This is a genomic window from Parendozoicomonas callyspongiae (assembly GCF_023502345.1).
GTDB lineage: Bacteria > Pseudomonadota > Gammaproteobacteria > Pseudomonadales > Endozoicomonadaceae > Sansalvadorimonas > Sansalvadorimonas callyspongiae.
Window position 1 is genome coordinate 1 of the sequence record NZ_JAMFLX010000006.1, and the last position, 13828, is coordinate 13828.

Below are 13828 nucleotides of genomic sequence, written 5' to 3' on the forward strand. Positions count from 1 at the left end.
GATTTGGTCCTAAAAATGTTCCCGGCAATTGCTCCTGCATTGCCCTAATAAGCTACATCCCTGTAGCGACAGACATTTTTGAGGATTTCCTCCATCCTTGGAGGTCAACATCAGATAACGCGAACAATCGCGCAGAAAATGTTCCAGACATTTTACTGCACTTCCTCCTTCCATGGAGGTCGCACACACTAAGTGTCAGCAACTAACGACAGATTCTATAGATGAAGAGACCAAAAACCTCTTCATCACCAGTTTTGCCTGGCGACCAAAGAGCTTTGGAACCACCTGATCCCATCCCGAACTCAGCAGTGAAACGAAGTATCGCCGATGGTAGTGTGGGGTTTCCCCATGTGAGAGTAGGTCATCGCCAGGTTTCAAATGCAAAAACCCGATCAGCATAGCTGATCGGGTTTTTTCGTTTGATATTGGTAATGATTTAGTAGCTCGAACATGGAAACGTAGCGCAGCTACACATGTGACAAAAACGCCTGGAGCGTTTTTGTTCACCACATCCTTGTGGTTCACCTGCTTCGCAGGTCAGCAAAGCTGACCCAGTTTGCTCCAGGCAAACTGGTGGACAGCCAAAGGCTGGCCCCGAAGGGGCGAGGGCACGACTGCATGGATGCAGGAGCTAGAGCAACGCAGGAGCAGTTGCCGTGGAAAGCCCGAGCAAAGTAGGTCACAGGCAACTCCATACCTTTCTATCGACTATCTTCTTCTTTTCATGTTCAAAGAAACATCGGCACGGAAGAAAAAGTGACAGTTTCCCGCCTTCTAATAGTACTTAACGCTGCTTTATTAATATTGAGTGGAGTAGCTAAAGCAGAACCAGACAAAACCCTCTACCTCCAAACCAGCCTATACACAAAACACTTCCACACCAATAAATATCACAACGACAAACAAGAACTGATATCACTGGAATGGTTTTATCCGGCAAAGTCATCAGATCTTTTAGGCGCTACAACATTCCGAAATTCATTCAACCAAAGGTGTGAGTATCTGTACTGGGGCAGACAATACCCTCTATCAAATATCCAGGAAGGAATGCGAGCTAAAGTCACCCTGGGACTGCTGCATGGATATAAAGGAAAGCATCAAAACAGTATCCCTCTAAATAACTTTGGGACTGCTCCAGCGGTAATCCCAACAATTGGATACGAAAACCGATATTTTGGTGTAGATGTTATTATGCTGGGAGTTTCCGCAGTGATGTTAACCGTAGGTGTTTCACTGGGAAAATAAGTTACATCATCAAAAAAGAAGTTAATTGCCACACCAGCAATTAGCTAATTTGTGGTAGGAGTCATGAACCGTTTCTGACACAATGACAGCAGGCTTTTTCAACATAAGGTGGAGCTTACGCTGTGATAAAAGCGATAAGAACTTTTTTGACTCTGGCAGCACTTCTGCCAATGCTTGCATTAGCTGCAGAACCCTTTCAGGAAGGCAAGCACTACATCAAGCTTGATGCACCAGTTCAAACTCAGTCCAAAGGTAAAATCGAAGTTGCAGAGGCATTCTGGTATGGCTGCCCGCACTGTATGACGTTGGAAACTTACCTGATTCCCTGGAAAAACAAGCTGCCGGAATACACCTCATTCCGTAAGGTTCCAGCCTTGTTCAGCAAAGTATGGAAGAGCCATGGTCAGTTGTACTTTGCTCTCGATGCCTTGAATGTTCCACAGTCAGTACATGATGATGTGTTTGTCAGTGTGCAAAAACAGGGGCGTCGTTTAACTTCTCAGGAAGATATGGCCAAGTTTGCATCTGAGCATGGCATTTCACCGGATGCCTTTAATAAGGCCTTTAAATCCTTCGGTGTAAAAAACAAGATGCGTCAGGCTGATAAGATGATCCGTGGAGCCCGTATTACCGGAGTTCCAGCTCTGATCATTAGTGGCAAGTATATTGTGTCTGCCAGCGAAGCAGGCAGCGTTGAGAATATGTTTAAAGTTGCGGATTATCTGATAGAAAAAGAGCGGAAGCTTTTGAAATAAGTTCCGCTCTAAGCATGCTGTCTCATAGGTAGAGATCTTAGATCTCTACCATCTCTTCAATCGCATTCTTCACATCTTTAGGGACTGCGCGCATGCGTGGCCAGGCGATATAAGGCTTCTTATTGTCGTCTTCTTCGACGTGAGGTATTTTGGCGCCGCCAGTCTTACGGTCAACAACACGCAGGTTGAAATCAGGGCGCTCGTTTTCACGGGTTTCCTGATCGATTTCCAGGTAAATAGCCCAGGACTTATCTTCAGATTCCCAGTGTGGCTTTTCCAGAACCTGCAGAGACTGAAAATGATGATTCATTTCCTGCAGCATTTTTTCCTGGGCAGCCTGCTGTTCCTGAGCTTTCTTCAGACGGCTTTTCGCCTGGTTCAGTTCAGTGCTCTTGCTGCGGTTATCATCCTGCAGACGCTTGATCTGCGCTTTCATACGCTTGGGGTTATCAGCCTGAAGAGTTTTGTTCTCAGCTTTCAGCTGTTTGATTTCAGCTTGTAATGCTTCAATGGAAGGCATTGAGAGAAACCTTGTATGCAAAAACAGCCGATTTTATCAGGTGAAGCTCCATGAGCCTGTCAGGGATAATCACAATAGCCAAAGCGGATATTAACTGTTTTATTGGTTAATAAGTGAGCAAATGTGTGGTGGAGGTTTTAAAGAGGTTAAGAATAAGGGGCGTGATAATCGCAGGGGAAAGGCTGAAGCCCTTCCCCTAATCAGAGATTAAGCTGATTCGTTTTCAAGCAGCTTGCTGCCGTTAATGGCAATCTTGCGGGGCTTCTTGGCTTCAGGAATTTCGCGTTCCAGCTCGATATGAAGCAGACCGTTTTCCATATTGGCACCATTGACCTTTACGTGGTCAGCCAGCTGGAAGCGGCGCTCGAAATTGCGCTCAGCAATGCCCTGATAGAGGTATTCGCGCTCTGTCTTCACTTCTGGCTTTTTGCCTTTTATGGTCAGAACGTTTTCACGGCTCTCAATCTCCAGCTCATCTTCAGTAAAGCCAGCAATAGCCATGGTGATTCGGTAGTTGTTCTCGCCTAACAGTTCAATATTGTAGGGAGGATAGCCGTTCTGATTGGATGACTGGTTAATATTTTCCAGCATGCTGGCCATACGGTCAAAGCCGATAGCAGAACGGTAAAGAGGGGAAAAATCAAAATCGAAAGTACGCATAATCATATCCTCTAAAGAGCAATATGTTGTTCGAGTGGCCTTCCTCGTAGACAGGCCCGTTTCCAGCGGCTCTTCCTTTGAAGCAACCGCCTTCACATTCTATATAGGGGCGTATTTTTTGATTCCAAGGAGCAATGGTAAAAATTATTTTTTTAGGGGGCCAAGATTAACCAGTTCATGGTCAACCATAGAGTCACCGTCAAAGATATATTTCCCGTGAAAACGTTGCCCCTTCAATACCAGCGGAAGCCAGATACCATCATCTTCCCACATCTCCTGGTAAGGGATTCTGTCCAGCTCAAACCATAAAGGAATAGCTTCGTCGGTTTCAGTCGGAGTGCCTTTGAAGTCAGTCGCACTGAAAATATAAACATGGATAGAATAACCATCGGTAAACTGGAACAGGCTGATTCCGTGGTAGGAAATGTTTTCAGGCGTAACAAGCAGCTCTTCCTGAACTTCTCGTACGGCACACTGCTCGGGAGTTTCACCTGGATCAAGTTTTCCGCCAGGTCCATTAATTTTGCCTGCACCCAGTCCGCGTTTTTTTCGTATCAGCAGAATTTTTCCATCCTTGATGATAAACATCAGGGTGGCAATATCCTTCGCCTTCCAGTTGGACCAGTCGATGGAAGAAACAGAATCGAACAGAGCTGTCGTCATAATTTCAGTCAGAGAACAAATCGGTGTTTGAAAATTGCAGGTTAATTGCGCCAGAGCAAAAGTCCAGTTGAGTAAAGTTAAGTTAAGGGAAAATTTGATTATTGTCAGGGATTCTTGCTGCGGACTGAAGGATACTCGTTGAACACAGATGCACAGCCGTGGTGTTTATCTGTGTCTTGGTGAGTGTCTTTGTGAGAGTGATTATGAGTGAACGTCGTAAACAGTTGCTGAACATGTTGCTGGAAGCCTGGGATAAAGAACCTGAGCAGGATCTGATGCGTGTTGTCGAGCATCTGGCTGCTGGCGCTGGTCACCTGGGAAGCATCAGTAATTTTAAGGATGATGCTCTGTTTATGCAGCTGGAGCATCAGAAAAAATGCAGTGGAGCCCGGTTAGGTGGGGTTCACTCAGAGTACATTCCGGATTTTCGTGCTGCGCTGTTAAGCGCACGTGGCTGCCAGGCCTGACCTGCCAACTATCAAGTCAGGCTCTGAGAGCAAGTTTTTCAGCGCTTTTTCTTCTTTCTTTCCTTTTTTCCGTAAAGTGACGGTTCACCTTCCGGGCGTGTCTTAAATCGACGATGTTGCCAAAGATATTGATCTGGATATTTCCGGACAAAGTCTTCTGTCAGTTGGTTCAGACGTAGAGAGTCATCTTTATTGTCGTCAGAAGGGAAGTTTTCCAGAGGTTCGGAAAACTCGACCAAATATTTGTCATCCTTGTCGATACAGTAAGTACCAAACACAACCTTGGCATTGGAAAGCCGGGCAAAGTCAGAGGTGCTTGGTATTGTGGCTGCGTCAATGCCAAAGAATGGCAGGAAATAGCTTCTTTTCCTTCCCATATCCTGGTCAGGTAAAATAATTCCAATTTCACCCTTCTTCAGGAAAAACAGCAGATCTTTCACCTGTTTACGGGGAATGAAACGAGCCTTGTTCCGATAGCTGTTACGACGCACGCCGCTAACATATTCGTAAACAGGGTTGTCATGCACCCGGTAAAGGATATTAAAAGAGAAGCGTTCAGCGGCAATACGGCAGGCCATTTCAACGCAGGTCATATGAAGAGCATTGACAAGCACACCCTGGCCGCTGTCTTGAGTTTTAAGAATTCGTGACCAGCCGATAAAGTGGCTGATCCGTTCAATGCGTTTACGGGATGAGAACCAGGCTACACCGGGTTCAAGTAAAGCAATACCAATAGCTTCAAAGTTTTTCCTGAGAAGTTTCTCCCGCTCTTCAGCTGATTTTTCTGGAAAACAAAGCTCAAGATTCCTCCGGGTTACCTTGACTCGGCTGCCGCCAATTTTCATCAGGATGTAGCCGATATTGCGCCCGAGGGTCAATACCCAGGTAAAGGGCAGTCGCCCGATAATGAATAGCAGGCCGATCAGTGACCATAGTGGCCAGTAGCGAGGATGCAGATATTCCAACTTGAAATGATAGTTGGTGGTGTACTCACGTTCCTCAAAGGGAATATCGTGGTTAATCTCCGGATTCAACGCAGCTCTCTACTCTATATATGACAGATCTATAAACACTGGGGGAAGTATACCGGAAGATTGCCAGGCAAAACCCGGCAGTTTTTTGAGATTTTGTATGGTTATGTAAACAGAGGTGTGAAGAGAAAGTTTACTGTAGTGGAAAAAAACCAATCGTTCTGGATGCGGGTGTTCCGGGAAGGCTGGATATATCTGGTATCGGGGATTCCGACGCCGGAAATAAATATTCAGTCGAAACAGGGTACCCATTTTTTAAGCCTTGATCATTCACACCAGTAAATCTTGTATTTGTTTTAACCACAGATACAGGAGATAAAGACGTTATATTCTTCCATAGTGCCTGGTGGTTGCCAGGGCATGCATCTTCAATGTTTGAGGTATAAACATAGATATCATAATCGTGATATTTGCACACGTTTTTAATAAATTGGAAATTCTCGGGAGATTTAATCCAGCAATGATGGATAAGACACAGCTGGTTATTGACCAGCTTTTTAATCCATTCAAATCTTTCTGGATTATTTTGAAAAAGATCACGGAAAAACTCATAGTGCTGAAATGGATGAAAATCATCAAGTCTGAGCCCCGGGCAATATATTTCAAAATTCAACTGTTGTGATTCGTATGAGTAGTATCTTGCCAGCCATTTTGCTTTCTTCTCCATACATGATAAATTTGGTGGGTAATATAATTTCAAAGTAAGGGCGTTTGTTTCAAGATCCACATCAGTATGACGCGGCATTTTTTCAAGGAACTGTTCGATATTCTGAGATTCATGAAATGCTCTTGACAGAAGATGCCAGAAATCGATCATTGGTTTGGCATAGTCAAAGATAAACAGTTTTGGAATTGGCCCCAGACTTCCATCAGGACGTTGCGTCAATCTTATTGCATTGCTTAAACACTGGGCTCCGCCTGTCGCCACAATGGCAGGGTGTTTTTTAATGGTGACGAGTTTCTCAAGGAAGCAGATGGGATCATTTCCTATGGCATTAGATCCTGTGTCTGGAAAGGTTTTTTTGATTGATGTTTTCTTAAAATCTTTCCAGACTTTAAATCCACGCCAGTACTTTTGGATAGTGACTGCTGCCTTCGATTTTTTATCTTCATTCTGTGAACAGTTCGCTGTTGAGATGGATGTCTCAGTTACTGGTTCAAGCGAGTTCATAGTGTTGTCCCTCTAGTAATTTTTATGAATTCTGATTCCCCAAAAATATCTGGCTAACAACCCTGTTATTTTTTCCTGTGCTTTCTTGAAATGTTGGTTCAGGCGCTTGATCTGGTCATAATGTGTTTTAACTGAAGCTGCTTTGAGGGCGAGGATGTAATGTATGGAGATCTACTATGGAAATTTTCTCATCACTTCCATGGTTTTGAGCAGTCATTTCCCCCTCCTGATTGATTTGAAAGTGAGTTTGATATTCAGTATTCAGGATGTATTCAGTTGAAACAGGATACCCTGTTTTTTTATCTTGATTTTGGTACTTAGTATGAGCTTTTACTACGGCTACAGGTGATAATGCTCTGATGTTTTCCCATAAAGTTTGAGCTGGCTGTTTATTGGTATCTTCAATATTTGAAGCATAAACATAAACGTCGTAATCGTGATATTCACAAACCCTTTTTACAAAGGAAAAGCTTGTTGGTGATTGATGCCAGCAACTTTGAATAAGATATATTTGATTGGTGACAAGGCGCTTAACCCATTCAAACCTTTTCTCATCTGAATCGAGTAATTGTTTGAAAAATTCATAGGATTCTCTTGGGTGAAGGTTTTCAGGGTTAATTTCCGGAAATGATTCTTTCGAAAATCGTTTTTGATGTTCGTATGGCCAAAATTCAACAATCCATCTTGATATACCGTCTTCCTTTGAGCAGTTTTTTGGGTATGGAATCACTATTTCAAATTTAGTAGTTTCAGTGTTGTAATTGATCAGGCGTGGTAGCTTTGCCAGTAGTTGCTCTATATTTTCAGATTTCATGAAAACTTCTGATAATAATTTCCAGAATTCAATAATTTTCTGGCTGAAGTCAATGATAAATATTTTTGGTATAACTCCCAGGCTGCAGTCAGCTCGTTGAGTCAGTCTGATCGCATTACTTAAACACTGGGCTCCACCTGTTGTGACAATAGCGGGATGTTTTTTAATGGTAACAAATTTTTCAAGATAGGGTATGGGATCATTACCTACAGATAAATGCCCCATTGGGACATGATGGTCTTTAGTTGATGGATTTGTAAAATCCCTCTTCACCTTAAATCCACGCCAGTACTTTTGGATAGTGACTGCTGCCGTTGTTCTTTCGTCTTCAGCTTTTGGGGCTGTCACAGTTGGTACAGGCGTTGTGTTATTGGTGGCCGTCTGTTGGAGCATGGACTCTATCCTTGATATTTATCAGAAAACTGAACAGTAGTGACTATTTGTTAAAAGTTAACTAACCAGCCTGTCAGCTGCTCTTGGTATTTATCTTGAAGCTTGAAATTCCATATATTGATAAAGTAAAAGGGGGGTATCAGTCTGGGCTGGAGAGCAATGATGGCGGCATGCCAGGAACAGCTAAAGGATCGTGTGGTTATGGTCAGTGGTGCAAACCGGGGAATTGGCCTGCAGGTTGCCCGCTGCTTTCAGGAGGCTGGTTGCTGCCTGGCTTTGGGGGCTCGTGATATTGAAAAGCTTGAAAAATCAGGATTCACCCCCAGTGATAGAGTGTTATTGAGTTCTTATGATGCTCTCGTTCCCGGCAGCGCCGAGAAATGGCTTGAAGAGATCAAGAAACATTTTGGCCGGATTGGAATCCTGGTTAACAATGCCGGCGTATATAAAAAGGTCAGTCCTGAATCTGAAAATGAAGATGATCTGGATCTGATGTGGCAGGTCAATGCCAAGGGACCCTGGAAATTAACCAGGGCGGCACTGCCTCTATTACGCCAGGATGGACAGGGGCGAATTGTTAATGTTCTCAGCCTGTCTGCCCGGCGTGTGAAATCGGAAGGAACAACCGGTTACGGAATGAGTAAGTTTGCGGCCATGGCTCACCATCAGGGTGTGAGACTGGCAGGATGGGATGATGGCGTTAGAGCTATCGCTGTATGCCCCGGTTTTGTGGCTACGGATATGGCGGTGGATGTGATGGGCTCGATGCCTGACAGAGCCAGTTCACCGGAAGCCATTGCCCGCTGGATAGTGAATGCTGTCACCATGCCAAATGATGCGGTGGTTTCAGAGCTATCCATTAACCCGAATTGTGAAGCGTTTTGCTGATCAGAACCTATTTATCTAATGAAGTGGGGATGCAATGAGTCAGTTTGATTATGACCTGTTTGTGATTGGTGCGGGTTCCGGTGGTGTTCGTGCCAGCCGGATGGCTTCTGCAACCGGAGCCAGGGTGGCTGTGGCAGAAGGCCGTTTCCTGGGCGGAACATGTGTCAATATCGGCTGTGTGCCCAAAAAACTGTTTGTCTATGGTGCCCACTATGCAGAAGATTTTGAAGATGCCCGTGGTTATGGCTGGACGGTAGAAGGGGCCAAATTTGACTGGCCAACTCTGCGGGATAACAAGACCAAAGAGATTGAGCGCCTGAATGGTATTTACGGCAATGTTCTGAGTAATGCCGGGGTTGAGCTGATCAATGGCTATGCCAGGGTTGTTGATAAGCATACCGTTGAAGTTGAAGGTAAGCAGTTCTCTGCAGAGCGTATTCTGGTTGCTCCAGGCGCCAAGCCATTTGTTCCTGAGTTCCCAGGTCGTGAGCATGTGATTACTTCAGATGATGCTTTCTATCTGGAAGAGTTCCCCAGGAAAGTGATCGTTGTCGGTGGCGGTTATATCGCCGTTGAGTTTGCCGGCATCTTCCATGGCCTGGGTGCTGAGACTGTTCTCTCCTACCGTAAAGATTTGTTCCTCCGTGGCTTTGATCTGGATGTGCGTGAAACACTTCGGGATGAGATGACTGCCAAGGGTGTTGACCTTCGCTTTAACAGCAGTGTTACAAAGGTTGAGAAGAACGCTGATGGTACTCTGACCGTAACCTGGGGTGATGATTCCACCGAAGTGTGCGATACCGTTCTGTACGCGACAGGGCGTGTTCCGAGCACTGGCAAAATCGGACTGGAAGATGTTGGCGTGGATATGGCTGCCAACGGTGCCATCAAGGTGAACGATAACTTCCAGAGTTCAGTGCCAAGCATCTACGCCTTGGGCGATGTGATTGATCGCATGCAGCTGACGCCTGTTGCGCTGTCTGAAGCCATGGCGCTGGTTAACCATCTCTATGGTGACAAAGAACCGGTTGAAATGGACTACACAAATATTGCCACAGCAGTATTCAGCCAGCCCAATATTGGTACGGTGGGTTTGACCGAAGAACAGGCGCGGGAGAATTACAGCAATATTAAAGTTTTCAAATCCCGCTTCCGTCATATGAAGCACACTCTGAGCGGCCGCGAGGAAAAAACCTTTATGAAACTGGTGGTTGATGAAGAAACCGATAAGGTTCTGGGGTGTCATATGGTTGGAGCCGATGCCGGTGAGATTCTGCAGGGGCTGGCCGTGGCTCTGAAGGCCGGGGCAACCAAAAAGATTTTTGACAGCACGGTTGGTATTCATCCGACGGCCGCTGAAGAATTTGTTACCATGCGCAGTTAAGCCAGCCATCAAACATCAATGCAAGAAGGTCTGTGCAGAGTCGCCGGCCGTGGGAAATCTCAATGGAACAACCGCTATATATTGTCTGGAAAGATGAATACAACCTGGGTGTCAATATTATTGATGAGCAACACCGTGGCCTGATCAGTACCATCAACTCCTTTTTCTATTCCATTCAGGAGGGAGATGGGATCAAGGTTGCAAAGCCCGCCGTAAGAATTCTGAATGAGTACGTCAAAATCCACTTTGATACCGAAGAAGCCCTGCTGAAAAAAATGAACTATCCCGATCTGGATGCTCATATGGCACAGCACCGGCAGCTGATGGAGAAGACCAATGAAATTGCTCTCAAGATTAAAACCGAACATGATGCCTGGGAGCTGATGCCTTTCCTGAAAAAGTGGTGGATTGACCATATTCTGGAAGAAGATCAGAAGTTCATCGATCTGTACCGTAAAAATCAGCAGCCAAAATCCTCTTACCGGGATTGGTACTAATTCAGTAATATCCTGAACAATTCAAAGCAGTGTCGGCCAGCTGTGCTGGCACTGTTTCCCTTCAGATACCTTTATCCACCTCGGCTCAATTGAAAAGCGTCTATGCTCTTCCAGGCTCATTCAGGAAGCTTGGGGGGTTAATGGTGCTGGAATCTCATAAAGAAAAGCTGTTCCAGGTGCAAAGGCAGTCTTTGGATGGTGAAAAGGCCACTCAATTACACAACAGAACCGCTTTTAACCGTCAGCAGGCAAAAATCTTCGACAATCATGCTGACTGGTATATCTCTGATGAAGCTGTTCCTCCTGATCTTCTTCCAAGGCTGAAAAAAATCGTTCAGGCAGCATTCCCTGATCTATCTCCAGAGGCATACCCGGAGAGTCCTCATTTTCTTGATGCAGGCTGTGGTGCAGGTGTGCTGTTCGACTTCATGCTGTCTCTCTATCCTGGCTGCAGGATTACAGGCGTTGATTTGTCTTCGGCTCAAATACATAACGCCCGTGCCCGGTTTCCCCAGAAGCCGATTAAGTTCTGGCAGGGCGATATTGCAGATTACAATCCTGGCACAGAACGGTTTGATGCAGCCTGGTGTAATGCCTGCTTTGGTAATTTTTATAACCAGAACAGGGTGGTCAGACATATTGCCTCACTCCTCAAGCCGGGAGGGAGATTGCTGGTCACACACCCACTGGGGTATGAGTTTGTGAAAACACTGCATGAAAATGGGCCTGAGCAGGTGCCACATTTGCTTCCGGCAAGTAAAGATGAAGCTATAAATGTGGCAGAAGGAAGTGGTTTGAGATTTGAAAGCCTGCTGATGAAGCAGGAACTTTATATTCTGGTTTTCAGGAAGGCATAAATAGAAAAAGGGAAAAGCCGAAGCTTTTCCCTTTGAGTGTTAGCAAGCTTCTCAAGGATTAGAAGTATACGCGAACACCAACGCCCCACTTGTCCTGAGTCTTGGACTTCTTGCCAGTTTCTTCGTAGCTGGTCTTGGCGCGAGCATATTCAACGAAGGTCTTAACCTGTGGGTGTGGACGATAGTCAACACCAATGTTGAAGGACTTGGTCTCGTCTTCGTTAGCTTTCTTGTCGATGCCCTTGGAGGAATCTTCAGTTTCAACAATGTCGTAGCCAGCGAAAGCGTTAACACCGTTTTCAAACGCATAAGCAACACCCAGACCAAAGGAGTTGCTTTCGGTCAGCAGCTCTTTGTCTTTGTCAGATTCGGTATCGATCTGAGTCATGGTTGCACCCAGAGTCACAGCGTTGATGCTGTATCCAGCTTCGAAACCAACAGTTTTGATTTCTACGTTCTTGCTGGTAGCAAAGCCAGTCAGCTTGTCGTGGTCTGCCAGAGTGTAAGCACCACCCAGGGTCAGGCCGAAGTCAGAAGACCAGGAACCACCCAGAGCGAAAGTCTTGTTCAGCTGCTCAGACGCCATTGCTGCCTTTACCGGCTGAGTCTCTGCAGGTTTGAAGGTGTTAGCGTCTTCAGCTGCCAGAGAATGCTGAGCCATTACAGTAAAGCTGTCGTTGCTCCACTTGTAAGTGATACCGCTCTCAATGGAATCAGTGCCAGCAGCATTGGAAGCCATTTTGGCTGCGCCACCGTACAGGGTGGAAGCGTCGTATCCACCGATGAAGGAATCGTATACGGAACCCTGCTTACCAACGGTCACGGTACCCATCTTGTTGCTGGACAGGTAAACGTAGCCCTTGCTGACCTTAACATTGTTGTCGCCATCGTTCAGGTCGAAGCCGTAACGCAGGTAGCCACCAGCGGTCAGGTCGTCGTTCATGGCGTACTTGGCTTCAACACCCAGCTTAGAGCCGCCCATGTCGAACTTGCTGCCAGTGTTGTCATCTTCGATGCTCTGCAGGCGAGTGCGGATTTCACCAAATACATTAACGGTAGCACCGTCGGCATTGTAAACTTCCAGTGCCATTGCGTTGGATGCAACAGCAGCGATAGCGGCAGCGAGTACCAGCTTTTTCATGATTTAACTCCAGATGTGTGTCTGTTCGAGGATGTGAAGAAAGGGGCGTCACATCGCTAAACGGAGGGTAATGAATAGGCTTGGTGCAGGTCACGTTGATATGACGAATGGGGGGATGCGTGACGCTGATGGCTGGGTTGACTGATCACCTACAAAAAAAGAGGGAAGGCCTGACGGCTTTCCCTCTTTTTTGACAAAGCGTTTAAACCTTCAAATTAGAAGTAAACGCGAGCGCCCAGAGCGTACTCGTTGGTCTTCTCGGCAGCTTTTGTCTGAGCGATATCAGCAAAAACCTTAACCTGTGGGTGAACCATGTATTGAACACCAGCGTTGTAGGTCTTGGTCTTGTCGTCAGCGCCCTTGGTCTTGACTACGTTATAACCAGCGTATGCAGTGCCGTTATCCAGGAAACTGTAAGCAGCGCCAGTGCCGAAGCCGCGCTTCTCGATCTTGGTGTCGCCAGCTTTTTCTTCGGACTTGTTGATGATAGCGCCAACAGAGAAGGCACCGAAGCTGTAGTCCGCTTCAAAGCCGTATGCTTTTGCGGTCGCTTCAGTCGTCTCGTTGTCCAGCTTGGCAGCGCCGTAAGCACCAGTCAGAGTCAGGCCGAAGTCAGAAGTCCAGGAAGCACCCAGACCGTAAGTCTTGTCGAGTTTGCCTGTGAAACTGTCGATAGTGGTTGTGGTTTCTTTGTCTTCCAGGCCGTAGTCAGCAACCACAGTCATGCTGTCGTTGGACCAGGTGTAGTTGATACCGTTCTGGAGGCCGCCTGCACCGTTGGTGTCAGCGCCCAGCTTAGCTGCGCCGCCGAAGTTAACGGAAGCGTCATAGCCGCCCATCAGGTCGTCATATGCGGTGCCAACAACACCAATGGAAACTTTACCGTACTGCGCGCTGCCCAGAGCCAGGTAGCCCTTGTCAACGCCCAGCTTGGCGCTGCCGTCGTTCAGGTCAGCGGCAAAACGCATAAAGCCTTCAGCAGTCAGATCATCGCTCAGCTTGTGAGAGATGGAAACGGCCAGCTTGGAGCCGCCCATATCAAACTTGGCACCTTTGTTATCGTTTTCGGTGTTGGAGATGAGAGTGCGAACTTCACCGGAAATGGAAACGGTGGTGCCGTCGGCATTGTAAGCTTCAAAGGCCATTGCGTTACCTGCAACAGCAGCGATAGCGGCAGCGAGTACCAGCTTTTTCATGGTAAAAACTCCAGATGTGTGTGTCTGTTCGATGATGTACGAAAAGGGGCGTTACACCACTGCATCCGGATTATTCAGTTGAAGCCGGGTACGTCATATTTATTAAATCAATTTCGGTATGCCCTGTTTAAATACTCTGCGGATAT

At 46.3% G+C, this 13828-nt stretch carries 15 protein-coding genes and 1 rRNA gene; 8 read left to right on the forward strand and 8 right to left on the reverse strand.

What is annotated here, in order from left to right:
• Window positions 1–257 precede the first annotated feature (257 nt).
• The 3 genes from rrf (at window position 258) to M3P05_RS05785 (ending at window position 2000) form a co-directional block, all read left to right on the forward strand.
• Window positions 258–373, forward strand: a 5S ribosomal RNA gene (gene rrf / locus M3P05_RS05775).
• A 383-nt stretch (window positions 374–756) separates the two neighbouring features.
• The gene (locus tag M3P05_RS05780) at window positions 757–1245 is read left to right on the forward strand and encodes a sn-glycerol-3-phosphate transporter (RefSeq protein WP_249698466.1); all 489 of its coding nucleotides are present in this window, start codon (window positions 757–759) and stop codon (window positions 1243–1245) included.
• Window positions 1246–1367: 122 nt separating this feature from the next.
• Window positions 1368–2000: a thiol:disulfide interchange protein DsbA/DsbL gene (locus tag M3P05_RS05785; protein ID WP_249698468.1), complete on the forward strand. Its 633-nt coding sequence runs from the start codon at window positions 1368–1370 to the stop codon at window positions 1998–2000.
• Between the two features lie 37 nt (window positions 2001–2037).
• On the opposite strand, the gene M3P05_RS05790 is transcribed toward M3P05_RS05785, so the two are convergent.
• The 3 genes from M3P05_RS05790 to M3P05_RS05800 form a co-directional block, all read right to left on the reverse strand.
• On the reverse strand, window positions 2038–2520 hold the full coding sequence (locus tag M3P05_RS05790) for a hypothetical protein (RefSeq protein ID WP_249698469.1): 483 nt from the start codon (window positions 2518–2520) through the stop codon (window positions 2038–2040).
• A 207-nt stretch (window positions 2521–2727) separates the two neighbouring features.
• Entirely contained in the window at window positions 2728–3180 is a 453-nt protein-coding gene (locus M3P05_RS05795; protein ID WP_249698471.1) for an Hsp20 family protein, read from the reverse strand.
• A gap of 144 nt (window positions 3181–3324) precedes the next feature.
• On the reverse strand, window positions 3325–3843 hold the full coding sequence (locus M3P05_RS05800; RefSeq protein ID WP_249698473.1) for an 8-oxo-dGTP diphosphatase: 519 nt from the start codon (window positions 3841–3843) through the stop codon (window positions 3325–3327).
• Between the two features lie 203 nt (window positions 3844–4046).
• On the opposite strand from M3P05_RS05800, the gene M3P05_RS05805 reads away from it, so the two are divergent.
• Entirely contained in the window at window positions 4047–4310 is a 264-nt protein-coding gene (locus tag M3P05_RS05805) for a DUF1040 family protein (RefSeq protein ID WP_249698474.1), read from the forward strand.
• Between the two features lie 38 nt (window positions 4311–4348).
• Here M3P05_RS05805 and lpxL read toward each other — a convergent pair whose 3' ends face one another.
• The 3 genes from lpxL to M3P05_RS05820 all read right to left on the reverse strand — a co-directional run bounded on the left by lpxL (window position 4349) and on the right by M3P05_RS05820 (window position 7719).
• Window positions 4349–5344 (reverse strand): LpxL/LpxP family Kdo(2)-lipid IV(A) lauroyl/palmitoleoyl acyltransferase, encoded by a 996-nt coding sequence (gene lpxL / locus M3P05_RS05810; RefSeq protein ID WP_249698476.1) that lies wholly within the window; start codon window positions 5342–5344, stop codon window positions 4349–4351.
• A 130-nt stretch (window positions 5345–5474) separates the two neighbouring features.
• Window positions 5475–6512: an IQ calmodulin-binding motif-containing protein gene (locus M3P05_RS05815; protein ID WP_249698478.1), complete on the reverse strand. Its 1038-nt coding sequence runs from the start codon at window positions 6510–6512 to the stop codon at window positions 5475–5477.
• A 127-nt stretch (window positions 6513–6639) separates the two neighbouring features.
• Window positions 6640–7719, reverse strand: coding sequence for an IQ calmodulin-binding motif-containing protein (locus M3P05_RS05820; RefSeq protein ID WP_249698479.1), 1080 nt, complete (start codon window positions 7717–7719; stop codon window positions 6640–6642).
• A 162-nt stretch (window positions 7720–7881) separates the two neighbouring features.
• Here M3P05_RS05820 and M3P05_RS05825 point away from each other — a divergent pair, with 162 nt between their 5' ends.
• The 4 genes from M3P05_RS05825 (at window position 7882) to M3P05_RS05840 (ending at window position 11345) form a co-directional block, all read left to right on the forward strand.
• Entirely contained in the window at window positions 7882–8607 is a 726-nt protein-coding gene (locus M3P05_RS05825; protein WP_249698482.1) for an SDR family NAD(P)-dependent oxidoreductase, read from the forward strand.
• Between the two features lie 34 nt (window positions 8608–8641).
• Window positions 8642–9991 carry a glutathione-disulfide reductase gene (gene gorA / locus M3P05_RS05830; protein WP_249698483.1) on the forward strand — a complete coding sequence of 450 codons (1350 nt, stop codon included), beginning with the start codon at window positions 8642–8644 and terminating at the stop codon, window positions 9989–9991.
• 62 nt (window positions 9992–10053) lie between these two features.
• A complete protein-coding gene (locus M3P05_RS05835) occupies window positions 10054–10488 on the forward strand; it encodes a bacteriohemerythrin (protein WP_249698484.1) in 435 nt (144 codons plus the stop codon).
• 140 nt (window positions 10489–10628) lie between these two features.
• Window positions 10629–11345 carry a class I SAM-dependent methyltransferase gene (locus tag M3P05_RS05840; protein WP_249698485.1) on the forward strand — a complete coding sequence of 239 codons (717 nt, stop codon included), beginning with the start codon at window positions 10629–10631 and terminating at the stop codon, window positions 11343–11345.
• A 58-nt stretch (window positions 11346–11403) separates the two neighbouring features.
• Here the strand turns inward: M3P05_RS05840 and M3P05_RS05845 are convergent, their stop codons facing one another.
• Together M3P05_RS05845 and M3P05_RS05850 are read right to left on the reverse strand one after the other, a co-directional pair.
• The gene (locus M3P05_RS05845; RefSeq protein WP_249698486.1) at window positions 11404–12486 is read right to left on the reverse strand and encodes a porin; all 1083 of its coding nucleotides are present in this window, start codon (window positions 12484–12486) and stop codon (window positions 11404–11406) included.
• A gap of 215 nt (window positions 12487–12701) precedes the next feature.
• Window positions 12702–13682 (reverse strand): porin, encoded by a 981-nt coding sequence (locus M3P05_RS05850; protein ID WP_249698487.1) that lies wholly within the window; start codon window positions 13680–13682, stop codon window positions 12702–12704.
• Window positions 13683–13828: the final 146 nt, after the last annotated feature.